Raw genomic sequence first — 24094 nt, 5'->3', positions numbered from 1 at the left:
CCGGTGCCTGGTTTTGGGTCCGATGCGGTGCTTTCAGCGCCGCCCCCTAGCCAGGCTGCCGAGGATGCCGCGCACGATCGCCCGTCCAACCGACGTGCCGACCGAGCGAACCACCGATTTGATCGCCGCCTCCGCCACCGTCTGGCGATTGGACGCTCGCGGCGCCGGTGCTCGCCTGCCGCCGGTGGGCTGGGGGGCGGGATCGTCATTGCCGAAGCCTGGAATGGTCCAGCGCGAGCCGCCGCTCTCCTGCTGCTGCGCCTCCGCGTCCAAAGCATCCTTGGCTTTTTTCTGCAGCATCTCGAAAGCCGATTCGCGATCGACGGTCTGATCGTACTGTCCCGCAACCGGGCTCTCGGTGATCAGCGTGCGGCGCTCGTCAGGCGTGATCGGGCCAAGTCGCGACGACGGCGGGCGAACCAGCGTCCGCTGGACCATGGACGGAACACCTTTGGCTTCCAGCGTGGAGACCAGCGCCTCCCCGGTGCCGAGTTGCGTGATCACGGTAGCACAGTCGAAGTCGGGATTGGGCCTGAACGTCTCGGCGGCGGTCCTCACAGCCTTCTGCTCCCGTGGCGTGTAGGCGCGCAGGGCGTGCTGCACCCGGTTGCCGAGCTGGGCCAGAACGGTTTCGGGGATATCCAGCGGATTCTGGGTGACGAAGTAAACGCCGACGCCCTTCGAACGGATCAGGCGGACCACCTGTTCGACGCGGTCGATCAGCACCTTAGGCGCGTCGTCAAACAGAAGGTGCGCCTCGTCAAAGAAGAAGACCAGCTTTGGCTTGTCGGGATCGCCGACTTCGGGCAGTTCCTCGAACAGTTCCGACATCAGCCACAACAGGAATGTCGCATAGAGCCGAGGATTCATCATAAGCTTGTCGGCGGCCAGCACGCTGATCGCGCCGCGCCCGTCGCGGGTGGTGCGCATGATGTCGGCGATCCGTAATGCCGGCTCGCCGAAGAAATTCGTCGCGCCCTGCTGCTCAAGAACCAGCAGCGTGCGCTGGATTGCGCCAACCGAAGGTTTCGTCACATTGCCGTAGCGAGCGCCGATTTCTTCGGCGCGTTCGGCGATGTTGGCAAGAAGCGCTTGCAGGTCCTTCAGGTCCAGCAGCAACAAGCCTTCCTCGTCGGCGATGCGGAAGGCGATGTTCATGATGCCTTCCTGCGCCTCGGACAGGTTCATAAGGCGCGACAGCAGCAGCGGCCCCATTTCCGAGACAGTGGCGCGGATCGGATGGCCCTGCTCGCCGAAAAGATCCCAGAAGATGACCGGAAATTCCTGGAAATCATAGGGATCGAGCTTGACCTGCTCGGCGCGCTTGACCAGAAAATCCTGTGCCGTGCCCATCATGGCGATACCGGACAGATCGCCCTTAATGTCGGCGCAGAAGACCGGCACGCCGGCATTGGAGAAACCTTCCGCCAGAATCTGCAAGCTCACGGTCTTGCCGGTGCCGGTCGCGCCGGTGACCAGGCCGTGACGATTGCCATACTGAAGCAGCAGATTTTCGGCGCGCTGGTAGCTGTCATCAGGCTTTCGGCTGGCTCCGATGAAAATACTGGTGTCGTCAACCATGTGTTCGGTCTCCGCAAGCCTGAAGTGTTGAATGCCCCTGATCTATTGAAAGTAACGGGGCTCGCCGCAGGTATAATGACGCCATTGCGCAGCGACAATGGCCATGGTCGAAATTGGGCTTTTTGGAGCTTGCGGATTTTGCGCATGTTTGGCAATCGGTTGGCGGTTCCCCGTAGCAGGACGCGTGTTGCATTGTGATATGCGACGGGGAACCGTAGACTGACGTTCCAGGCCTATCGGCCGAGAAGACGAGGAAAGCGGATGGCCGGTGCCTTGAACCACGATGCCGAACTTCCGAACCCTGACCGGCAGCGGTGGCTGGCCGTTGCGGAAAAAGCCTTGGCCGGCGGATCCTTCGAGGAAAAGCTCGTAAGCCATACGGACGATGGCATCCGCATCGAGCCGCTCTATGATCGTTCGGTCACCGCAGAGCCTCTCGCGCGGGCAAATCCCGGATCGCCCTGGATCGTCAGCCAGCGTATCGACGACCCCGATGTCGGCCGCGCCAAAGCCCAGGCCCTGGAGGACGTCGCACAGGGGGCCACCGGACTGTCGCTTGTCTTCGAAGGCGCGCCGAATGCGTTCGGCTACGGCCTGCCGAGGACTGCCGAGGCGCTGGAGACCGTGCTCGACAGCGTGCCGCTCAACCGGATCCAGGTCCGCATCGACGCGCATCCCTGGAGCCGCGCCGTGGCCGACTGGCTGGTTGCGTTCCTGGGCAAGCGCCGGTCAGACCCGGCAAAGCTCAACCTGTCCTTCGGTATCGACCCGGCGGCGATCTTTGCCGGAACCGGCCGGTTGCGGATGTCGATCGAGGCCTTGCAGGCGTCGATGCCGCAGTCCCTGGCGCACTTTTTCTCGATGGGCGTGCCCGGGGTCCTGCTGGAGGCAGACGGGCGCGTCTTCCACAATGCCGGCGCCACCGAAGCGCAGGAGCTGGGCACCATGATGGCTTCGGCGGTCTCCTATCTCCGGATGTTCGAGGAGGCGCGCCAGCCGCTTGTCTATGCGGCGCCCCATATCGGCTTTGCGCTCAGCGTCGACCAGGACCAGTTCGCGTCGATGGCCAAGGTCAGGGCTTTGCGCAGGCTGTGGGCGCGGGTCCAGGAGGCATGCTCGATCGCGGCTTCCACCGCCAACGTCCATGCCGAAACGTCGTTCCGTATGATGACTTCGGCGGACCCGGAGACGAACATCCTGCGCACCACGATCGCCAGTTTTGCCGCGGCAGCCGGCGGAGCGGATTCGATCTCAATCCTGCCGCATACAATCGCGCATGGCCTGCCGGCGGGCTTTGCCCGCCGTGTCGCCCGCAACACGCAACTGATCATGGCCAACGAAAGCCATATCGATCATGTCGCCGACCCTGCTTGCGGTTCGGGCGCCGTTGAAGCGCTGACTGCTGAACTCTGCGAAGCGGCCTGGGAAGAATTCCAGCGGATCGAGGCGGAAGGCGGCGTGCTGTCCAGCCTGCAGCAAGGGCATATCCAGAAACGGGTTCAGGCCGCCTCCGCCCGCCGCAATGCCGCCTATCAGGCATGCGAGCGGGCCATCATCGGCACGACGCTTCACCCGTTGAAGAGCGAACGTCCGGTCGAAACCTTGGCGGCGGAGCGGCGGCCCGCTGTCACCGAGGGCGTCGCGGTGTGCGAGCCGCTGTTTCCGATCCGCCTCGATCAATCGATCGGAGCAGCATCATGATCCCGGATTTCAGCCAAATCGGCTGGTCGGCGCCGCGCCGGGCGCCGATCGAGGTCAAGGGCCAGCGGATGACCCCGGAAGGACTGGCCATCAAGCATCTCTACAACCAGGGCGACCTCAAGGGGTTGCCGTATCTCGACACTTATCCGGGCCTGCCGCCATTCGTGCGCGGCCCCTACCCAACCATGTATGTTCAGCAGCCGTGGACGATCCGGCAATATGCCGGCTTCTCGACGGCGGAAGAGTCGAACGCCTTTTACCGGCGCAACCTCGCGGCCGGCCAGAAGGGACTGTCGGTCGCTTTCGACCTTGCCACGCATCGCGGCTACGACAGCGATCATCCGCGCGTTGCCGGTGATGTCGGCATGGCCGGCGTCGCCATCGATTCCATCCTCGACATGCGCCAGCTCTTCGACGGCATCCCGCTTGACGAGATGACGGTGTCGATGACCATGAACGGCGCGGTGCTGCCGATCATGGCGCTCTACATCGTCGCCGCGGAGGAACAGGGCGTTGAGCAAAAGGACCTCGCCGGGACCATTCAGAACGACATCCTGAAAGAGTTCATGGTGCGCAACACCTACATCTATCCGCCAAAACCTTCGATGCGGATCGTGTCGGACATCTTCTCCTACACGTCGCAGCACATGCCGAAGTTCAATTCGATTTCGATCTCCGGCTATCACATGCAGGAGGCAGGGGCGACCGCCGACCTCGAGCTCGCCTACACCATCGCCGACGGCATCGAATATGCCCGCGCCGGTGTCGCGGCGGGTCTCGATATCGACCGTTTTGCGCCGCGCCTCTCCTTCTTCTGGGCGATCGGCATGAACTTCTTCATGGAGGTAGCCAAGCTGAGGGCAGCCCGCCTTTTGTGGTCGACCCTGATACTGAAAAACTTTTCGCCGAAGGACGAGCGCTCGCTGTCGCTACGCACCCATTGCCAGACTTCGGGCTGGTCGCTGACGGCGCAGGACCCTTACAACAACATCATCCGTACCATGATCGAGGCGATGGCGGCGACGCAGGGTCATACGCAATCGCTGCACACCAACTCCTTCGACGAGGCGATGGCGCTGCCGACCGACCATTCGGCCCGCATCGCCCGCAACACGCAGCTCATCCTGCAAAAGGAGTCCGGCACCGCCCGCATCATCGACCCGTGGGGCGGCTCTGCCTATCTCGAACGGCTGACGCATGACCTGGCGGCGCGCGCGCTTGCCCATATCGAAGAGGTCGAGAGCCTGGGCGGCATGGCCGCCGCAACCGAAAAAAACATACCGAAGCTGCGCATCGAAGAGGCCGCCGCGCGCACGCAGGCGCGGATCGATTCCGGCGAGCAGATCCTGGTCGGCGTCAACGCCCATCGTCCCGAGACGGATATCAAAGTCGACGTGCTGAAGATCGACAACGCCGAAGTCAAAGCCCGGCAATTGTCGAAACTGCAGCGGCTGAAAGGCACGCGCGACGTCGGCGCCGTCGAGAGCGCACTGAGTGCGCTGAGCCGGGCTGCTGAGAGCGGCGAAAATCTGCTGGAGTTCGCCATTCGCGCCGCGCGCGCCAACGCCACGGTCGGCGAGATCTCGCTGGCGCTGGAAAAGGTTTTCGGCCGCCATGTCGCCTCGGTCCAGACGATCTCCGGCGTCTATCGCAAGGCGCTCGGCGACAATCCGGTGGTCGATCGGCTGCAGGACAAGATCGTGGCGTTCGAGGAGAAGTCCGGCGGCAAGCCACGCATTCTCGTCGCCAAGATGGGACAGGACGGCCATGATCGCGGCCAGAAGGTGATCGCCACCGCCTTTGCCGATCTCGGCTTCGACGTCACCGTCGGGCCGATGTTCCAGACGCCGGACGAGATCGGCAGGCTCGCGGTCGAGCACGACGTGCATATCATCGGCGCCTCGTCGCTGGCGGCGGGCCATTTGACGCTCATTCCCGAACTCAGGGACGCGCTGAAGAAGCTTGGCCGCGACGATATGCTGATCGTTGCCGGTGGCGTCATCCCTCCGCAGGATTACGATGCTGTGATGCAGGCGGGGGCGGCGGAGATCTTCCCGCCGGGCACGGTTATCCCCGAGGCCGCCGACCGGCTGATGGATCGGCTGTTGCAGGCCAGATGAGCCTGTTATAATATTCGTTGCAACTAAGAACGGATGGCGTTATAATTGTTGTTGCAACAAGGGTGCAGCGCCATGAACACGACTATCCGCAAGATCGGCAATTCCGAAGGCGTGATCTTGCCCAAGGAAATTCTCGACCGCCTGAACCTGAAGGCCGGCGACAGCATCGTCATCGTCCAAGAGGGGGATGAGCTTCGCCTGCGCCGCACCGAAGACACTGCCGAGGAATTTGAGCGCAAGATGAAAATCGCGCGCGAGCGTATGAAGAAGTATGAGGTTGCCTACCGCGCGCTCGCAAAATGACCGAGCATCATTCGAGGGAGTTCGTGGAGGCGCTTCACGCCGAGCAGTTGCGCCTCCACGGAGGAGCAGCGGGTATCCGCGACGAAGGAGTGCTGGAGTCGGCGCTTTATCGACCGCAACAGAGGGAGATTTATGGCGACCCCGACCTCTGCGAGCTGGCATCCGCTTATCTTTTCGGCATCGCCAAGAACCATCCATTCGTCGACGGCAACAAGCGCACCGCTTTTGCCGCAGCCGATCTTTTTCTTTATTTCAATGGGCTAAGCATCGAAGCCGAGCAGGCGGACATCATTCAACTGGTCATGATGGTCGCCGCCGGCGAGATCGACGAGGCTGGTGCTGCGGCGTTCTTCCGCGACCATGTCATCAACATCGAGGACTAAAACCCGTCGCATTTGAAATGGATTCACGCGACCCGCTTTAAGTTCTCGTTGTTATGCATGTCGTTATAGCTAAGCCGCTGCGCACCCTCGGGTCAGGCCCGAGGGCATGCTTTGCGCGCCATGCATTAGTTGTCGGAGAGCTTTACAATCTCCCATTCCCTGCCGTTCACCACGGCAGTTTCGCCGACCTTCTTGCCGAACAAGGCCAAGGCCATCGGTGAAACATGGGAAATCGTCCCCTTGGCCGGATCGGCCTCATCCTCGCCGACGATCTTCCAGTGCACCTTCCTGCCGTCGTCGCATTCCAGCGTGACGCCCATGCCGAAGCGAACCAGGTCGCTGCCCGACTCCGGCACGGAAAGCTCGGCGCTTTCACGCCGCGCGGTCCAGTAGCGCAGGTCGCGTGAGATAAGCGCGATGCGCTCGCGGTCGGCCCTCTTCTCCGCCCTGCCCAGTTCATCGCGCAGGGCCGCCAGTTCGGCGTCGATCATTGCCAGGCCGCGTTGCGTCACCAGATTACGGTGGTGGCTGATCGGCCGCTCGCCGATGCCGGCGATGGCGTTTTCGCTATCCTCTTCGCGCGTGAAGGCTCTGCTCATTGATCGAGCTTATGCCTCGCGCGGCGACTTCACAAGCTATTGCCGGCAAAGGATCGGCCGATCCGGTCTGGCCTCATCAGGCAATGCCGGCTATGCGCATCTGACCATCGGACGCAATCCTGTGAGCTGAATGCCGTTTTCAGCTCAGCGCAGCAGTGGCGCGGAGTGAGCCTACCTTGGCGCCGATCCGGCTTTCTATCGGCGGATGTGCCTGGTCGATCAGTATCGCCGCCAGCGCCTCGTCGGCGTGCAAAACCCTGGCCAGCACGGCAGCGACCATGACTTCAGCGGCGCGGCCGGCGCCATCATCGCATTTCAGCGCAATGCCAAGGCCAAGCTCGGGAAGTGCCGCGCAATAGACGCCTTCGGCTCCTCCCTTCACAAAAATCCTGCCTGACGCGGCCTGCGTCAGTGCCACATCAGCCCTGCCCGTGCCGGCGACCAGAAATGGCTCGGCCATGCAGGCGGAAAGCAGCCTCCTTGCGGCTTTGGCGCGAATGGGTTCAAAGCCGATACCTGTCGCCATGCGGGCAAATCCGAGCGCGAAGCTGCGCAGCGGCACGGCATAGGTCGGGATCGAGCAGCCGTCAGTGCCGCAATGGTCGAAATCATGGGCAGCACCGGTCACCGCTTGCATTGCATCACGCACCATCTCCTGCGAGGCATGGCCTGATTTGACGTAGCCGCGATGGGCGATGCCGGCGTGGACGCAGGTGCAGAGAAAGCCCGCATGCTTGCCTGAGCAGTTGTTGTGCAGCGCGTTTGGTGCCTTGCCGGCACGGGCGAGCGCAACTGTTGCCGCATGGCTGGACGGCCAATGGCCGCCGCATTCCAGCGCCGCCACGTCCAGCCCGGCCTTGGCCAGCATCGCCCGCGCCAGTTCGACATGCGCCGGCTCGCCGGAATGCGAAGCGCAGGCTAGCGCCAGTTCGTGGTCGCCGAAACCGTACGCATCGGCCGCGCCGCTTTCGACCAGCGGCAGCGCCTGGATCGCCTTGACCGCCGAGCGCGGAAACACCGGGCGAGCCGTATCGCCGATCTCCAGGAACGGCTTGCCATCGGCATCGAAGACCGCAATGGCGCCACGATGCGCGCTCTCTACCGCAGCGCCGCGCAAAACTTCGACCAGAACCGGATTTGTCATGAATCCCCGCTAACGCATGACCTCTTTCGAAAAGGATCATGCGGAAAATCGAAGTGTTACAGCGTCCTTCGCGCGCCCCAAAAGGGCGCGCGGCGCTGTAATGCGGGCCGCTTTTATCTGATCCGATCGAGAATGGAAACGTAGTTGGCGACCGCGGCACCGCCCATGTTGAAGATGCCGCCGAGCTTGGCGCCCGGCACCTGGATGCCGCCGGCCTCGCCGACGAGCTGCATGGCGCTCAGCACATGCATCGAGACGCCGGTGGCGCCGATCGGATGGCCTTTGGCTTTCAGCCCGCCTGACGGATTGACCGGCAACCGGCCGTCCTTCGCCGTCTCGCCGTCCAGCGCCAGTTTTGCGCCCTCGCCCGGTTTCGCCAGACCCATCGCCTCATATTCGATCAGCTCGGCGATGGTGAAGCAGTCATGCGTCTCGACGAAGGACAGATCGTCGAGCGTGACGCCGGCCTTCTGCAGCGCCTGGTTCCAGGCCTGTTCGCAGCCTTCGAACGCCAGGATGTCGCGCTTCGACATCGGCAGGAAATCCTGCACATGCTCGTTGGCGCGGAAGGCGACGGCGCGGCGCATCTTCAATGCAGTCGCGGTGTCGGCAAGCACCAGGGCGGCGGCGCCGTCCGAGACCAGCGAGCAGTCGGTGCGTTTCAGGGGACCGGCGACGAAGGGGTTCTTCTCGCTCTCGTGCCGGCAGAACTCATAGCCGAAATCCTTGCGCATCTGTGCATAGGGATTGTCGACGCCGTTCCTGTGGTTCTTGGCGGCGATCATCGCCAGCGCGTCCGATTGATCGCCATAGCGTTGGAAATAGGCCTGCGCGATCTGGCCGAAAACGCCGGCGAAGCCTGCCGGGGTCTCGCCCTCCTCGGGCAGATACGAGGCCTTGAGAAGATTCTTGCCGATTTCCGGACCTGGTGTCGTCGTCATCTGCTCGGCGCCGACCACCAGCACGATGCGCGCCGCATTGGCGTCGATGGCGCGGACGCCTTGCCTGACCGCCGCCGAGCCGGTGGCGCAGGCGTTCTCGACGCGCGTCGCCGGCTTGAAGCGCAGCCGGTCGTCGGCCTGCAAGACCAGGCTTGCGGTGAAATCCTGTGCGGAAAAGCCGGCATTGAAGTGTCCGAGGACGATCTCGTCGACCTCGTCGGGACCGATGCCGGCATGATCGAGCGCCTCGCTGGCCACCTTGGTGATCAGGCCCTCCAGCGTCTCGCCTTCGAGCTTGCCGAAGCGCGAATGCGCCCAGCCGACGATGCATGCTGTCATGGTTATCTCCATCCTGCGGGCCGGGCTACGCGATGTCGCGGCGCGCTATCGACATTGTTCAAGCATGAACCGTTCCAGCGACTTCGTGAAGGGCCAGAACCACACAATCGCTTGATCTTGATATCTGGTCACGGCAGCTGACATTTGCCACACAATCGCGTCGGATTTTTGTTGATTGATCCGTCAATAAAAAATAATCTTGCCGCAACGGACCGGAGCAAAGATGCCGAAAATCGGAATGGAGCCGCTGCGCCGCAGGGCGCTCATCGACGCGACGATCTCGGCGATTGGCGAGCGCGGTTCGCTTGATGTGACGATGTCGGAAATCGCCGGACGCGCCGGCGTGTCCTCGGCGCTCGCCCATCACTATTTCGGCGCCAAGGACGAACTTTTGCTGGCGACGATGCGGCACATCCTGGCTGAGCTGACCGCCGACATGCGGCGCGCGCTTCGATCGGCCAGCACGGCACGCCAGCGCGTTTCGGCCGTGGTCGCCGTCAATTTCTCCGACGCCCAGTTCCAGCCGGAAACGATAGCCGCCTGGCTCGCCTTCTATGTCGAGGCGCAGAAATCGGCAGCGCTGCGCCGGCTGCTCAAGGTCTATGCGCGGCGCCTGCATTCCAATCTGTTGAGCGGGCTGACCGGCATCCTGCCGAGAAGCGAAGCTGACCGCACCGCTGAGGCGACAGCGGCGCTAATCGACGGGCTCTACATCAGGCGCGCGCTGAAGGACGGCGTGCCCAATGCCGCGACCGCCATCGCACTGATCGAGGACTATCTGGAAACGAAACTCGGCCGGCGGAGCGCGCAGTGACGTCCAAGCGACCCAATTTTCTGATCGTCATGGCCGATCAGCTCAACGGCACATTTTTCCCGGACGGACCTGCGGACTTCCTGCATGCGCCGCATCTGAAGGCGCTGGCTGCGCGGGGCGCGCGCTTCAAGAACAATTACACCGCCTCGCCGCTCTGCGCGCCGGGCCGCGCCGCGTTCATGAGCGGCCAGTTGCCGTCGCGCACCGAGGTCTATGACAATGCCGCCGAATTCGCCTCTTCGATCCCGACCTATGCACATCATCTGCGCGCCGCCGGCTACCACACCTGCCTGTCCGGCAAGATGCATTTCGTCGGGCCGGATCAGTTGCATGGCTTCGAGGAGCGGCTGACCACTGACATCTATCCGGCCGATTTCGGCTGGACGCCGGATTATCGCAAACCCGGCGAGCGCATCGACTGGTGGTATCATAATCTCGGTTCCGTGGCCGGCGCCGGTGTCGCCGAGATCACCAACCAGATGGAGTATGACGACGAAGTCGCCTTTCACGCGGTGCAGAAGCTTTATGATTTCGCCCGCGTCTCCGACGATGCCGCGCGCCGGCCGTGGTGCCTGACCGTCTCCTTCACCCATCCGCACGACCCGTATGTCGCGCGCCGGCGCTACTGGGACCTCTACGAGGATTGCCCGGCGCTCGAGCCCGAGATCGGCTTTATTCGCTACGACGAACAGGATCCGCATTCGCAGCGGCTTTACCGCGCCAGCGATCACGACAGTTTCGACATCACGGGCGAGCAGATCCGCCGCGCGCGGCGCGGCTATTTCGCCAACATCTCCTATCTCGACGACAAGCTCGGCCAACTTCTGTCGGTGCTCGAGCGCACGCGGATGCTCGACGACACGATCATCCTGTTCTGCTCGGATCATGGCGACATGCTCGGCGAACGCGGCCTGTGGTTCAAGATGTGCTTCTTCGAAGGCTCGGCGCGGGTGCCGCTGATGATCGCCGGCAGGGGTATACACGCCACCCTGATCGACGCGCCGGTCTCCAATCTCGACGTGACGCCGACGCTTTGCCACCTCGCCGGCATCGACATGAGCGGGATTGCGCCATGGACCGACGGCCAGTCGCTGCTGCCGCTGCTCGACGGCAAGGAACGCACCGCACCGGTGCTGATGGAATATGCGGCCGAAGGCTCCAACGCGCCGATGGTGGCGATCCGCGAGGGCCGTTACAAATTCATCCATTGTGAGATCGATCCGCCGCAACTATTTGATCTTGAATCGGATCCGCAGGAATTGACCAACCTCGCCGCCGATCCGGCGCACGCGGCTTTGGTGGCTTCCTTCACGGACAAGGTTTTGGCGCGCTGGGACATGGTTGCCTTCGATGCCGCCGTACGCGCCAGCCAGGCGCGCCGCTGGGTGGTCTATCCGGCGCTGCGCAACGGCACGCATTACCCCTGGGAATTCCAGCCGCTGCAGAAGGCGTCGGAACGTTACATGCGCAACCACATGAACCTCGACCTGCTCGAAGAGCAGAAGCGCTTTCCGCGAGGCGAATGATGACAACCCTTGTCCCCTCCCTCGATCACCTCAAACAGGCCTATGCCGTCACCGCCAAGGCGACGCAGATCACGCCGCTGCTGGAGTCAGCGGCCTTGGCCAGAGAGACCGGCGCCGCGCGCGTCTTCGTCAAGCCGGAGTCGCTGCAATGGGCGGGTTCATTCAAGGTGCGCGGCGCCTATTGGCGGCTGAAGCGGCTTTCGCCCGATGAAGCCAGGAAGGGCGTCGTCGCCTATTCGTCCGGCAATTTCGCGCAAGGCCTGGCCGCCGCCGGCCAGACGCTGGGCATTCCGGTGACCATCGTCATGCCGATCGACGCGCCGGCCGCCAAGCGCGACGCAACGACCGGCTATGGCGCGCGCGTGGTGCTGACCGAGCATGGCGAGCGCGCGCGTGAGGAGGTTGCCGCCGCCACGGCGCGCGAGATCGCCGAGACCGAGGGGCTGGCGCTGCTGCATCCGTTCGACGACCCCGAGATCGTCGCCGGCCAGGCTGGTGCCGGGCTGGAGGCACTCGAGCAACTCGATGCCAGGAATGCCAGTGTCGATCTTCTGTTCTGTTCGGTCGGCGGCGGCGGGCTGATCGGCGGCGTTTCGCTGGCTTTCCACTATCTGTCGCCGGCGACCGAGATCATTGGCGTCGAGCCGGAAGGTTTCGACGGCATGGGCGCGTCGCTGGCGCATGGCGTCATCGAAACCATGCCGATCGGGCCGAAATCGATATGCGACGGGCTGATGGCGCGCAAGCCCGGCGATGCGCCGTTCGCGGCGGTCAGAACCGCGGGCGTTCGCGGCATCACCGTCGACGATCAATCGGTGCGCCGCGCGATGTGCATCGCCTTCGAACGGTTGAAGCTGGTGCTGGAACCTTCGGGCGCTGCATCGCTGGCGGCGCTGCTCGGCGGCAAGGTGGATGTGAGCGGCAAGAGCGTGCTCGTGGTGGCAACCGGCGGCAATGTCTCGCTCACCGATTTCATGACGCATACGAACGATGGGTTCATATGAACCATGCTTGAGGCGGATTTCGTCATCATCGGCGCCGGCTCGGCCGGCTCGGCTACGGCCTACCGGCTGTCGGAGGACGGCAAGCATTCGGTGATCGTCATCGAATTTGGCGGCAGCGACATCGGGCCGCTGATCCAGATGCCCTCGGCGCTGTCGATCCCGCTCAATATGAGCCTCTACGACTGGGGTTTTGCCAGCGAGCCGGAGCCGCATCTCGGCGGCCGTGTGCTGGCGACGCCGCGCGGCAAGGTCATCGGCGGCTCGTCCTCGATCAACGGCATGGTCTATGTGCGCGGTCACGCCCGCGATTTCGACCATTGGGCCGAACAGGGCGCGGCTGGCTGGGGGTTTGCCGACGTGCTCCCCTACTTCAAGCGCATGGAGGACAGCAACGGCGGCGAGAATGGCTGGCGCGGCCACGGCGGCCCGCTGACCGTGCAGCGCGGCTCACGGACGAATCCACTCTACGGCGCCTTCGTCGAGGCAGGCCGTCAGGCCGGCTTCGAGCTGACCGACGACTATAACGGCGCGAAGCAGGAAGGCTTTGGGCCGATGGAACAGACCATTCGCGGCGGCCGCCGCTGGTCGGCGGCGAGCGCCTATCTCCGGCCGGCGCTCAGGCGGAAAAATGTTAGCCTGGTCAAAGGTTTCGCCAGGCGGGTTATCATCGAGAATCAACGCGCCACCGGCGTCGAGATCGAAGCGGGCAAACGGATTCGGGTGATCAGGGCGCGCCGTGAAGTGATCGTTGCCGCCTCCTCGATCAATTCGCCCAAGATCCTGATGCTGTCCGGCATCGGCCCGGCCGAACATCTCAGCGAATACGGCATTCCGGTGATCGCCGACCGGCCCGGCGTCGGCCGCAACCTGCAGGACCATATGGAACTCTACATCCAGCAGGAATCGACGCAGCCGATCACGCTGAATTCGGTGCTGAACCCGTTCTCCAAGGCGCTGATCGGCGCGCAATGGCTGTTCTTCAAGTCGGGCCTTGGCGCAACCAACCATTTCGAGGCGGCCGCCTTCGTGCGCTCGCGCGCCGGCGTCGACTATCCCGACATCCAGTATCATTTCATCCCGGCGGCGGTTCGCTATGACGGCAAGGCGGCGGCGAAGGCACACGGCTTCCAGGCGCATGTCGGGCCGATGCGATCGAAGTCGCGCGGTTCCGTCACGCTGCGCTCGCCGGATCCCAAATCGAAGCCGGTGATCCGCTTCAACTACATGTCGCATCCGGACGACTGGATCGAGTTCCGCCACTGCATCCGGCTGACGCGCGAAATCTTCGACCAGTCGGCCTTCGACCCTTATCGCGGCAAGGAGATCTCGCCGGGCTCGCACGTGCAGTCGGACGACGATCTCGATGCCTTCATCCGCGATCACGCCGAAAGCGCGTACCACCCTTGCGGCACTTGCAAGATGGGCCGCAAGGATGATCCGATGAGTGTCGTCGATCCGGAATGCCGTGTCATCGGCGTCGACGGGCTGCGGATCGCCGATTCTTCGATCTTCCCGCGCGTCACCAACGGCAATCTGAACGCGCCGTCGATCATGACCGGCGAGAAGGCCACCGACCACATTCTCGGCCGCACGCCGCTGGCGCCGTCCAACCAGGAACCATGGATCAATCCGCGCTGGCAGGTGTCTGACAGATAGGCGATGATCCGGCGGACTGTCCGCCCCGCCGGTCCCATCGAAAGACAGTTTGGAGAAGGTCCCATGCGCGCCCAGCCAAAGGCATCGCACTATGTCAACGGACGCTACATCGACGATGAGCAAGGTGCGCCGCTGCCGGTCGTCTATCCGGCGACCGGCGAGACCATCGCGATGCTGCGTTCGGCGACGCCGAACGTGCTGGAACTGGCGATCGAAGCAGCGCGTGCAGCACAACCGGCCTGGGCGCGGCTGAAGCCGGTCGAGCGCGGGCGCATCCTGCGCCGCGCCGCCGAAATATTGCGCGCGCGCAACGCCGACCTGGCGCGCCTCGAGACGCTGGATACCGGTAAGGCAATCCAGGAGACGCTGGTGGCGGATGCGCCATCGGCAGCCGACTGCCTCGAATATTTCGGCGGCGCGGTCGCAGCCTATAATGGCGAGTTCATCGATCTCGGCGGACCCTTTGCGTATACACGGCGCGAGGCGCTGGGCGTCTGCGTCGGCATCGGCGCCTGGAACTACCCGATCCAGATCGCCGGCTGGAAATCGGCGCCGGCCCTCGCCATGGGCAACGCCATGGTGTTCAAGCCGTCGGAGAACACGCCGCTGTCGGCGCTGGCGCTCGCCGAAATCTATACCGAGGCCGGCCTGCCCGACGGGCTGTTCAACGTCGTGCAGGGCTATGGCGATGTCGGCGCCGGCCTCGTCGACCACGATGTCGTCGCCAAGGTCTCGGTGACGGGCTCGGTACCGACCGGCCGCAAGGTGCTGTCGCTCGCCGGCTCGAAGATGAAGCATGCCACCATGGAGCTTGGCGGCAAGTCGCCGCTGATCGTCTTCGACGATGCCGATCTCGAAAATGCCATCGGCGGCGCCATGCTCGGCAATTTCTATTCGACCGGCCAGATCTGCTCCAACGGCACGCGGGTGTTTGTGCAGAAGGGCATCCACGACCGTTTCGTCGAACGGCTGGTCGAGCGGACCAAGAAAATCCGTATCGGCGATCCGCTCGACCAGGAAACGCAGATGGGGCCGCTTGTCTCCAAGGCCCAGCACGAGAAGGTCATCTTCTATATCGAAGCCGGCAAGCAGGATGGTGCTGTGCTCGCCTGCGGCGGCAACGTGCCGTCGCTGCAGGGTTTCCAAGGCGGCTTCTTCGTCGAGCCGACGGTCTTCACCGGCGTCACCGACACGATGCGCATCGCGCGCGAGGAGATTTTCGGGCCTGTGATGAGCGTGCTGAAATTCGACGGTGAGGACGAGGTGATCGACCGCGCCAACGATACCGAATTCGGCCTTGCCGCCGGCGTGTTCACGCGCGACCTGCCACGCGCCCACCGCGTCATCGCCGAGCTGCAGGCCGGCACCTGCTGGATCAACGCCTATAATCTGACGCCGGTCGAGATTCCCTTCGGCGGCTTCAAGCAGTCGGGTATCGGCCGCGAAAATTCGCTGGCGGCGCTGGCGCTCTATTCGCAGCTGAAGTCGGTCTATGTCGAGACCGGGGATGTGGCGAGCTCCTATTGAGGCTCGCGGCTACTGCTGGTCAGCCGCTGTATTTGCCCGACTGGAAATCCGGTCGGATGCGAGCTCGATGAATGCCTTGACGAGGGGCGAAAGATGCCGGCTGCTCGGATATAGGACATGCAGCCCGCCGACCGGAGTCGTGTAGTCCCGGAGAACGCGGCTCAGCCGCCCCCCATTGATGAGGGGCTCGGCGATGCTGTGCGGCAATTGGGCGATGCCGAAGCCTGCGAGCGTGGCCGCAACGACCGCCTGCATTTCATTCGCGGCGAAGCGCCCGGCCACCGTGACCGTTTCCTGACCGTGTGGCCCGTCCAGCACCCAATGGGTGCCCGAGGTCGAAGGGCCTGCGATGACGCACTGGTGGTGCGCGAGATCCGCCAGGCGTTCCGGCATCCCGTGCCCTGCGAGATAGTCCGGGCTGGCGCAGAGCAGCCTGTGCGTGGAACCGAGTTTGCGGGCAATCAGCGTCGAATCCTGAAGGACGCCGGTTCGGAAGGCGAGATCTATACCATCCTCAACCAGGTTGAGTTTGTCGTCGGTCAGGCGCAGTTCGACCTTGGTTTTTGGATACATCGCAAGAAAGTCGACCATCGCCTGGGTGAGGAAATAGCCGCCGAAGCCAACGGGCGCCGAAATGCGAATCGTGCCCGATGGCTCCGCTCTTGCCTCCGCGAGGCGCAAATTTGCTTCCTCGATCGTCCGCAGCGCCTGGCTGCTCTGCTCGTAATAGAGACGCCCGGCATCCGTCACGTTGAGGCTGCGCGTCGTGCGCTGCAGCAGGCGGACCCCAACCTCACGCTCGAGCGCGGCAACGCGTCGACTGACCGTCGTCTTGGGCATGGCAAGTAGCCGCGCGGCAGCGGTGAAGCTGCCAGCTTCGACGACGCGAGCGAACACGACGATATCATTGAGATCAAGCATTGTATCCACATATGGGACAAAGTTTTCCAATTATAGGCAATTATGCATCAATGTGACAAACCCTAATTTTGCTCCATCGGAAAAAGAAGGAGCAAGCACATGACCACCAAACTAAGCGTTCTAGTGACCGGCGCCACCGGCCAGCAAGGCGGCGCAGTTGCGCGTGCTTTGCTGTCGAGTGGACATAGCGTCAAGGCACTGACCCGCAAGCCGGACAGCGATGGCGCACGGCAGCTGGCGTCGGTAGGCGCCGAGATCGTGGCCGGCGATCTCGGCGATACGGCCTCCATTGTGAAGGCAGTCAAAGACGTCGACACCATGTTCTTGATGGGCAACAGCTACGAAGCCGGAATGGAAGAGGAGACCCGCCAGGGGATTCTAGCCGCCGATGCAGCCAAGGCTGCAGGTGTCGGGCATCTGATCTATTCGTCCGTTGCCGATGCCAACAAGAAAACCGGCATCCCGCATTTCGAAAGCAAATATCTCGTCGAGCAGCATGTCGAACGGCTCGGCATTCCCTATACGATCAGCGCCCCGGTTGCCTTCATGGAGAATTTCGTCGCGCCGTGGTCGATCGGCGCGCTCAGCCAGGGCACGCATGCCTTTGCAATGCCCGCCAAACGTGTCCTCCAGCTGGTCGCCCTTGCCGACATCGGAACCTTCGTTGCTGCCCTGGTCGAGCGGCGCGAGCGCGTGTTCGGCAAGCGCTTCGATATTGCGGGAGATGAGTTGTCCGGCGAAGACCAGGCCAAGATCCTTTCGCAGTCCATCGGCCGCCCGATCATCTATCAGGCAATTCCAATCGCGGTGGCTCGCCAACAAAGCGAAGATACGGCGCTGATGTTCGAATGGTTCGACCGCGTCGGCTATGACGTTGATATCGCTGCCTTGCACAGGGATTTCCCGGAGGTCCTCTGGCACAGTTTTGCTGACTGGGCGCGGAAGTTCGACTGGCGTGCCCTTGAGCGGGCTTATTCCGCTGCCTGAGTCCCGTAGACATCATCGGCCGATGAAAACCTGAGGGAGCGGACCAACTGCAACGCGAAACACTTGGTCCGCTTCCCATCGTGGCCTTCTCACGCCGCGATGAAATGAGAGAACCTAGAAGGTCTGGTTATAAGCGCCGACTTCCGGGCTGCGGCGCAGCACTGCATCGACGGCTTCGAACATCTGCCGGCGCCGCTCCGACGACACCGGGCTCTCCACCACCACGACCAGCTCCGGCTTGTTCGACGACGCCCGCACCAGGCCCCAGGTACCGTCCTCGGCCACTACGCGCACGCCATTGACGGTTATCAGGTCGGCGATCTTCTGGCCGGCGAAGTCCGTGCCGTCCTGCTTCATTGCCTGGAAATCGGAAACGACCCGCTCGACCACGCCGTATTTCAGCTCGTCGGCGCAGTGCGGCGACATGGTCGGCGTGCCGAAGGTCAGCGGCAGGTCGCGATAGAGATCGGCCATGCTGCTGGTCGGGCTGCGATCCAGCATCTGGCAGATGGCGATGGCTGTGATGAGACCATCGTCATAGCCGCGCCCGATCGGCGGATTGAAGAAGAAATGACCGGATTTCTCGAACCCGGCGATGGCGCCAAGCTCAGCCACGCGGCGTTTTATGTAGGAGTGGCCGGTCTTCCAATAGTCGGTGACGGCGCCTTCGGCACGCAAGGCGGCGTCGGTGTTGAACAATCCGGTCGACTTGACATCGACGACGAAGGTCGAGCCCGGATGCAGTCGCGCGATGTCGCGCGCGAGCATGACGCCGACCTTGTCGGCGAAGATCTCGTTGCCTTCATTGTCGACCACGCCGCAGCGGTCGCCATCGCCGTCGAAGCCAAGTCCGACATCGGCTCCAGTTTCCAGCACCTTGTCGCGGATCGCGTGCAGCATCTTCATGTCTTCGGGGTTAGGATTGTAGTTCGGAAACGTATGATCGAGTTCGACATCGAGCGGCACCACCTCGCAGCCGATCCGTTCCAGCGCTTCCGGTGCAAAGGCGCCGGCAGTGCCGTTGCCGCAGGCGGCGACCACCTTGAGCTTTCTCGATATGCGCTTGTCCCGGGTCAGGTCGTCCAGATAGGTTTTGCGGAAATCCGCAACGAATTCATAGGAGCCGCCGCCGACCAGATCGAAGTCGCCGGCAAGCACGATCGTCTTCAATGCGCTCATTTCCTCCGGGCCGAAGGTCAGGGGACGCGCTGCCCCCATCTTGACGCCGCTCCAGCCGTTTTCATTATGCGAGGCGGTGACCATGGCGACGGACGGCGTATCGAGCGCGAACTGGGCGAAATAGGCCATCGGCGACAGCGCCAGCCCGATATCCCTGACCCGCGCGCCGGCGGCCATCAGCCCGGAAACCAGCGCCAGCTTGATCGCCAGCGAATAGGAGCGGAAATCATGCCCGGTCACGATGTCCGGCCCGGCCCCCAAGCGCCGGATCAGCGTGCCGAGTCCCATGCCGAGCGCCTGGACACCGATCAGGTTGAGCTCCGGCGGCTCGGCAGAGCCAGGATGGCCGAACCACCAGCGCGCATCATACTCACGAAAGCCGGACGCCTTGATCAGCGCCGAGGTTTCGAACTCGAAGGTGTTGGGAACGGCTTCACTAACGATCTTCAGGGACAAGACAGCAACTCCAAGCGACTGGATTCAGAGTGGTTTCAAGGCGGGTGGCCATGCCTATTACACGAGCCGTTAAGCGGTGTTTATCGCGCGGGGAACTTAAACCTGTATGACGTTAAGGCGAAACGGCAAGAAATGCGATAGAAGCGCTGCCATTGGCGCTTGCAGGAACGAAGCACGGCGGCTATAAGCCCGCGGTCTGGTCACGGAGTGTAGCGCAGCCTGGTAGCGCACATCGTTCGGGACGATGGGGTCGCAGGTTCAAATCCTGCCACTCCGACCAGAAAAAACAAATACTTAACGTTCCCGAAACCGCCCGCCTCTGGCCGGTGGACTGACCGAGGTCCGCGCCAGGCTGACGGCTAACGCGCCATAAGGATCGGCATCGACGGGTCTTCAAGCATCGAGACGGTGACGCCGCCGAAGATGCGCTCGCGCAACTGGGAATGACCATAGGCGCCCATCACCAACAGGTCGGCCGCGATGTCGAGTGCGTGTCGACGACTGAATGGTCCAGGCTGGGTAGCCGGTCGACCGTGACATTCACGCCATGCCGCGCGAGATAGGCAGCGGCGTCGGCTCCGGGTTCGGCCCCGTGGCGGTATTCGTCCGCCACCGGATCGACCATGACAAGGTGCACCTCGTCGGCGTCTGGCAGCATGTCGAGGGATTCGCGGACGGCACGCGATGCCTCCAGACGGGCATCCCAGGCGACCAGCACGCGCTTCGGCTTCATTGTCGGCCGCGACCCCTCGGGGACGAGCAGCAAGGGCTTTCCCGAAGAAAACAATGCGCCTTCGATCGCTTTGCTTTTCAGCGTTTCGCTGGCAAGCAGCTCCGGTCCAATGACCGTGATGTCGGCGTAGCGGGCACGGCGGCCGATGGTGTGGTCGACCCAGCCGGGTTCCGGATATTCGCTCGAAACATCGGCCGAAAGCACGCTGCCGGCGAGAAAAGCCGACAGGTCAGCAGTTCGCTTCTTCAACAGTTCCTCGACGGCCCGACGCTCGTCGAGCCAGGCTCCTGAAACGACCGCGGCATACTCCCCTACTGGTGGCGGCGCAGCTACGGCAACCACCAGAACAGCAAGATGGCCGCCGATCTCGTTGCATAGATCGGCAGCAAGCTTGAGATCACCGTCTCCCTCGTTCGGTCCCGTAACGGCAAGTATCGTCCTGAAAGCCATTGGCGGCTGCTCCCGATCTAAAAGCTAATCGTCGTTGCAACAACAGCGAGACGGCTCGGCGCTCCTTGCGCCGAGTGAAGAACGCCGCCGGGCATCATTCGATCCGTATCAACGTGACCCACGGGCCGGCGCCAACAGGTTCCAGGCCGCCGGAGGACGCCAAGAAATACGCCCCGAACACCGGAGCAGCAGCATCACGGAACGCATCCGTGACCTGGCTGGTTATATCCAAGCATATCCAGGCGCTGTGGCAGCAAGGGCCTGATGGCGCGGAATTTCAGCGACCACGCTCGCTGGTTTCCCCAGGTTGGATACGAAACAGAGAGGCGTCCGATGATCGTCGAGGATCAGCAATCCGTGGCCGCGATGTTGATGGACCCTGCCGCATTTGGCGAGAGCGGGCCGGTCGAGGCGATCGAAACCCACATCTCGCGCATCTTCCTGGTTGGCCAGCGCGCCTACAAGATCAAGCGAGCTGTCAGGCTGCCCTATGTCGACTTCTCGACCCCGGCGCTGCGGCTCGCCGCCTGCGAGAAGGAGGTCGAGCTCAACTCCAGGACCGCGCCCGGCCTCTATCTCGGGGTGCGGCGCATCACCCGAGAGGCCTGCGGCAGGCTCGCCTTCGACGGAAGCGGCAAACTGGTCGATGCGGCGATCGAGATGGTCCGCTTCGACCAGTCGAAGCTGCTCGATCGAATGGCAGTCGGCGGCGAACTGACGCCTGCGCTGATGACGGCGGTCGCGCGCATAATCGTGCGCTATCATCGCGGCGCGCTGGAGGTCCACAGGGGCAGCGGATCCGCGAACCTGGCAGGCGTGCTCGCCATCAACGAAGCCGGTTTTGCCACCAGCCATGTTTTCGACGAAGCCGAGATCAAGGCACTCACCGGGGTTTTCCGCACCGCCCTCGCCCGCCATCGCGAGTTGCTCGACCGGCGGCAGACGGCGGGCAAGATCCGGCGATGCCACGGCGATCTGCATCTGCGCAATATCTGTCTCCTCGACGGAGAGCCCCGCCTCTTCGACTGCATCGAATTCAACGATCAGATCGCCAGCATTGATGTGCTCTACGACCTGGCCTTCCTGCTGATGGACCTCTGGCATCGCGGCTTTCCGGAACTCGCCAACCTGGTGATGAACCGCTACCTCGACGAGGCAGACGACGAGGACGGCTTCATCCTCCTGCCGTTTTTCATGGCAGTGCGAGCCGCAGTGCGCGCGCACGTCACCGCAACCCAGATCGAGGAAGGCAGTGCTGATTCCGGCGGTCTGAGTGCCGAGGCCAGAACCTATTTCGAGCTTGCCCGAACACTTCTCGATGCAAGACCTCCTCGCCTGATCGCCATCGGCGGCTTGAGTGGTTCCGGCAAGACGGCCGTTACCGAGGCACTTGCCGCACATATCGGCGCGCCGCCAGGTGCCCGCATTGTCGAGAGCGACCGCATCCGCAAGGCGATGCATGGGGTGCCGGCCGAGACGAAGCTGCCGGACAGGGCTTATCGACCGGAGGTGTCGGACCGCGTCTACCATGAAATGGCATGGCGCGCCGGCCTGATCCTTTCCGAAGGCGGTTCGGTGGTCGCCGATGCCGTCTTTGACAGGCCGGCCGATCGCGACCGCATCGAGAAGGCGGCCAATGGCAGAGACGTTGCTTTCGCCGGATTCTGGCTGGAGGCGGATCCGCTCGTTCTTTGGCAGCGCGTGAGCGAGCGCAGCGGCGGTCCTTCTGATGCCACGGTCGATATCTTGTCGCGGCAATTGCAGCGACAGGCCGCCCCGTCCACCTGGCGCAAGGTCGACGCCGATCGGAAGCTCGCCGATATTGCCGCAGAATTGGCCAAGCTTTCGGACGCGGCCGCTTCTGCGCGGGATGTCCACTCAAGACCGCATCCTGACGGCGACGAACGACGCGCATAAAGATGGGTAAATGGGCATGACGCGGGAAAATTTGGCGGTTTGCGGCAAATGCGGCGGGGTCAATCGCCTGCCGCCGGCACGCAATGCCGGGGACGCGAAATGCGGAAAGTGCGGCTCCAAGCTGTTCTCGGGTCACCCGGCAGACGTCGATGCACAGAGTTTCGATCGCCAGGTCACGCGAAGCAGCCTCCCCGTCGTCGTCGATGTATGGGCACCATGGTGCGGCCCGTGCAAGATGATGGCGCCGGCCTATGAAGCGGCAGCCAACGAATTGGAGCCGCATGTTCGCCTGATCAAGCTCAATTCCGACAATGAGCCGGCCGTTGCAGCCAGGCTCGGCATCCGCGGCATCCCGACCATGATCCTCTTCCATGGCGGACAGGAGGTTGCGCGCACATCCGGTGCAATGACGGCGGGACAGATCGTCAGGTGGGTCCGCGATCACCTGCCGGCCGCAGCCTGAAAGTTGCCACTCCCGTGGATTTCGCTGATCGCGTGCTCAGCACGACGGAAGCGAGCCAGGCGACTCGACGGCCGACGCTGAGCACAGAAGGCATACGATGACTTTAAGACATTCTACATCGGACGACGAATTTCCAGGCCGAACTCAGGACCAGGCTCGGCCTCTGGTCCGTCCGAGATCGGGACAATGGCTGACGGGACAAACAACAGAGCAGCGCTGACGCTGTTCAGCCACTCATCGCCGAGCCGCTGCGTAAATGCCTCCCGTTGTCGCCAATCGCCCGGGCCTGGGGCCACAAAGCAATTTCGGTTCCGCTTCGCCGAAATATGGATCCTGCGCTGGCGGTGAAACTTCCCCATTGGCGGAACACCGCGCCGGCTTGCCTAGGCGATGTCGTCGCGAATGCAGGCCTTCAGATGGCCGTCGGACGTTGCCCGCAATGGCGGGACGACGCCGGCGCAAGCGTCCAGGGCAACCGGGCAACGGGTTCGGAAAACACACCCCGTCGGCGGATTTGCCGGGCTTGGAATGTCGCCCTTCAGCACCTGCCGGCCTTGCCTGGCCAGCGGGTCGAGCGACGGAATGGCAGAGAGCAGCGCGCGCGTATAGGGATGCTGCGGCCTGGCATAGAGCGCGGCAGCAGGCGCGACTTCCATGATCCGGCCGAGGTAGAGAACGATCACTGTGTCGCAGATATATTCGACGACGGCCAGGTCATGCGAAATGAACAGCATGGTCAGACCGAGCCTGACCTGCAGGTCGCGCAAAAGATTGATGATTTGCGCCTGGATCGAGACATCGAGGGCAGAGACCGGCTCGTCGGCGACGATGAATTCGGGTTCGAGCGTAAGCGCCCGGGCGATGCCAATGCGCTGGCGCTGCCCGCCCGAAAACTCGTGGGCGTAGCGGTCATAGGCGTCGACCGGCAACTCGACCGCGGCAAGTGCCTTCTCCGCCCTCGCCCGCCGCTCGCGCCTGTTGCCGATGCCCTGAATATCCAGGCCTTCGGTCAGGATCTGTCCAATGGTCATGCGCGGCGACAGACTGGCGAACGGATCCTGGAAAATATACTGCATCTTGCGGCGCTGGCGAGCCAGTGGCCCTGCGCTCAGGCTGGTGATATCGACGCCGTCAAACCTTATTTCGCCGGACGTCGGCTCGATGAGACGCAGCACCGAGCGGCCGATCGTCGTCTTGCCCGATCCGGATTCGCCGACGAGACCGACCACCTGGCCGCGCGCAATGTCGAAGGAAATATCTTGCAGCGCCCTGACCGCGGGACCGCGCGAGAACGCCGTCGGCGCAAAATGCTTGGTCAGGTTCCTGACCGAAAGGAAGGGAGCGTCCACT

The 24094-nt window shown here is 63.2% G+C and carries 20 protein-coding genes and 1 tRNA gene; 13 read left to right on the top strand and 8 right to left on the bottom strand.

Going from position 1 to position 24094, the window contains the following annotated elements:
- Positions 1-33: 33 nt before the first annotated feature.
- Positions 34-1581, bottom strand: coding sequence for a helicase HerA-like C-terminal domain-containing protein (locus tag NMG70_RS05875; protein ID WP_254023658.1), 1548 nt, complete (start codon positions 1579-1581; stop codon positions 34-36).
- A 261-nt stretch (positions 1582-1842) separates the two neighbouring features.
- Between NMG70_RS05875 and NMG70_RS05870 the strand changes: the two genes are divergently transcribed.
- The 4 genes from NMG70_RS05870 (at position 1843) to NMG70_RS05855 (ending at position 6088) form a co-directional block, all read left to right on the top strand.
- A complete protein-coding gene (locus NMG70_RS05870) occupies positions 1843-3282 on the top strand; it encodes a methylmalonyl-CoA mutase subunit beta (RefSeq protein ID WP_254023657.1) in 1440 nt (479 codons plus the stop codon).
- Positions 3279-5402: a methylmalonyl-CoA mutase gene (gene scpA / locus NMG70_RS05865; RefSeq protein WP_254023656.1), complete on the top strand. Its 2124-nt coding sequence runs from the start codon at positions 3279-3281 to the stop codon at positions 5400-5402. The genes NMG70_RS05870 and scpA overlap by 4 nt, the downstream gene beginning before the upstream one ends.
- 72 nt (positions 5403-5474) lie before the next feature.
- The gene (locus NMG70_RS05860) at positions 5475-5705 is read left to right on the top strand and encodes an AbrB/MazE/SpoVT family DNA-binding domain-containing protein (protein WP_127289086.1); all 231 of its coding nucleotides are present in this window, start codon (positions 5475-5477) and stop codon (positions 5703-5705) included.
- On the top strand, positions 5702-6088 hold the full coding sequence (locus tag NMG70_RS05855) for a type II toxin-antitoxin system death-on-curing family toxin (protein WP_254023655.1): 387 nt from the start codon (positions 5702-5704) through the stop codon (positions 6086-6088). The genes NMG70_RS05860 and NMG70_RS05855 overlap by 4 nt, the downstream gene beginning before the upstream one ends.
- 125 nt (positions 6089-6213) lie before the next feature.
- Here NMG70_RS05855 and greA read toward each other — a convergent pair whose 3' ends face one another.
- From greA to NMG70_RS05840, 3 genes are all read right to left on the bottom strand, one after another.
- Positions 6214-6687, bottom strand: coding sequence for a transcription elongation factor GreA (greA, locus tag NMG70_RS05850; RefSeq protein WP_254023654.1), 474 nt, complete (start codon positions 6685-6687; stop codon positions 6214-6216).
- Positions 6688-6826: 139 nt separating this feature from the next.
- A complete protein-coding gene (locus NMG70_RS05845) occupies positions 6827-7831 on the bottom strand; it encodes an asparaginase (protein WP_254023653.1) in 1005 nt (334 codons plus the stop codon).
- Positions 7832-7944: 113 nt separating this feature from the next.
- Positions 7945-9111: an acetyl-CoA acetyltransferase gene (locus NMG70_RS05840; protein WP_254023652.1), complete on the bottom strand. Its 1167-nt coding sequence runs from the start codon at positions 9109-9111 to the stop codon at positions 7945-7947.
- Positions 9112-9334: 223 nt separating this feature from the next.
- On the opposite strand from NMG70_RS05840, the gene betI reads away from it, so the two are divergent.
- The 5 genes from betI (at position 9335) to betB (ending at position 15638) form a co-directional block, all read left to right on the top strand.
- A complete protein-coding gene (gene betI, locus NMG70_RS05835; protein ID WP_254023651.1) occupies positions 9335-9925 on the top strand; it encodes a choline-binding transcriptional repressor BetI in 591 nt (196 codons plus the stop codon).
- Positions 9922-11451: a choline-sulfatase gene (gene betC / locus NMG70_RS05830; protein ID WP_254023650.1), complete on the top strand. Its 1530-nt coding sequence runs from the start codon at positions 9922-9924 to the stop codon at positions 11449-11451. The genes betI and betC overlap by 4 nt, the downstream gene beginning before the upstream one ends.
- Positions 11448-12455 (top strand): threonine/serine dehydratase family protein, encoded by a 1008-nt coding sequence (locus NMG70_RS05825; RefSeq protein WP_254023649.1) that lies wholly within the window; start codon positions 11448-11450, stop codon positions 12453-12455. The genes betC and NMG70_RS05825 overlap by 4 nt, the downstream gene beginning before the upstream one ends.
- A 3-nt stretch (positions 12456-12458) precedes the next feature.
- The gene (gene betA / locus NMG70_RS05820) at positions 12459-14111 is read left to right on the top strand and encodes a choline dehydrogenase (protein WP_254023648.1); all 1653 of its coding nucleotides are present in this window, start codon (positions 12459-12461) and stop codon (positions 14109-14111) included.
- Between the two features lie 63 nt (positions 14112-14174).
- Positions 14175-15638: a betaine-aldehyde dehydrogenase gene (gene betB / locus NMG70_RS05815; RefSeq protein ID WP_254023647.1), complete on the top strand. Its 1464-nt coding sequence runs from the start codon at positions 14175-14177 to the stop codon at positions 15636-15638.
- Between the two features lie 9 nt (positions 15639-15647).
- On the opposite strand, the gene NMG70_RS05810 is transcribed toward betB, so the two are convergent.
- Positions 15648-16559, bottom strand: a complete 912-nt coding sequence (locus NMG70_RS05810; protein ID WP_254023646.1) for a LysR family transcriptional regulator — start codon at positions 16557-16559, stop codon at positions 15648-15650.
- A 99-nt stretch (positions 16560-16658) separates the two neighbouring features.
- Between NMG70_RS05810 and NMG70_RS05805 the strand changes: the two genes are divergently transcribed.
- Positions 16659-17546 (top strand): NmrA/HSCARG family protein, encoded by an 888-nt coding sequence (locus NMG70_RS05805; RefSeq protein ID WP_254023645.1) that lies wholly within the window; start codon positions 16659-16661, stop codon positions 17544-17546.
- A 114-nt stretch (positions 17547-17660) separates the two neighbouring features.
- Here the strand turns inward: NMG70_RS05805 and NMG70_RS05800 are convergent, their stop codons facing one another.
- Positions 17661-19181 carry a phosphomannomutase/phosphoglucomutase gene (locus tag NMG70_RS05800; protein WP_254023644.1) on the bottom strand — a complete coding sequence of 507 codons (1521 nt, stop codon included), beginning with the start codon at positions 19179-19181 and terminating at the stop codon, positions 17661-17663.
- 203 nt (positions 19182-19384) lie between these two features.
- On the opposite strand from NMG70_RS05800, the gene NMG70_RS05795 reads away from it, so the two are divergent.
- Positions 19385-19461 (top strand) — tRNA-Pro (locus tag NMG70_RS05795).
- A gap of 180 nt (positions 19462-19641) precedes the next feature.
- Here NMG70_RS05795 and NMG70_RS05790 read toward each other — a convergent pair.
- Positions 19642-20364 (bottom strand): universal stress protein, encoded by a 723-nt coding sequence (locus tag NMG70_RS05790; protein ID WP_367185504.1) that lies wholly within the window; start codon positions 20362-20364, stop codon positions 19642-19644.
- 333 nt (positions 20365-20697) lie between these two features.
- On the opposite strand from NMG70_RS05790, the gene NMG70_RS05785 reads away from it, so the two are divergent.
- Positions 20698-22281 carry a bifunctional aminoglycoside phosphotransferase/ATP-binding protein gene (locus tag NMG70_RS05785; RefSeq protein ID WP_436798354.1) on the top strand — a complete coding sequence of 528 codons (1584 nt, stop codon included), beginning with the start codon at positions 20698-20700 and terminating at the stop codon, positions 22279-22281.
- A 16-nt stretch (positions 22282-22297) separates the two neighbouring features.
- On the top strand, positions 22298-22744 hold the full coding sequence (trxC, locus tag NMG70_RS05780; RefSeq protein WP_254023643.1) for a thioredoxin TrxC: 447 nt from the start codon (positions 22298-22300) through the stop codon (positions 22742-22744).
- Positions 22745-23127: 383 nt separating this feature from the next.
- Here trxC and NMG70_RS05775 read toward each other — a convergent pair whose 3' ends face one another.
- The gene (locus NMG70_RS05775) at positions 23128-24093 is read right to left on the bottom strand and encodes an ABC transporter ATP-binding protein (protein WP_254023642.1); all 966 of its coding nucleotides are present in this window, start codon (positions 24091-24093) and stop codon (positions 23128-23130) included.
- Position 24094 lies beyond the last annotated feature (1 nt).

It is taken from the genome of Mesorhizobium ventifaucium (assembly GCF_935822925.1).
GTDB lineage: Bacteria > Pseudomonadota > Alphaproteobacteria > Rhizobiales > Rhizobiaceae > Mesorhizobium > Mesorhizobium ventifaucium.
The sequence above is the reverse complement of the archived record's forward strand: the minus strand, read 5'-3'. Positions and strand labels throughout refer to the sequence as shown.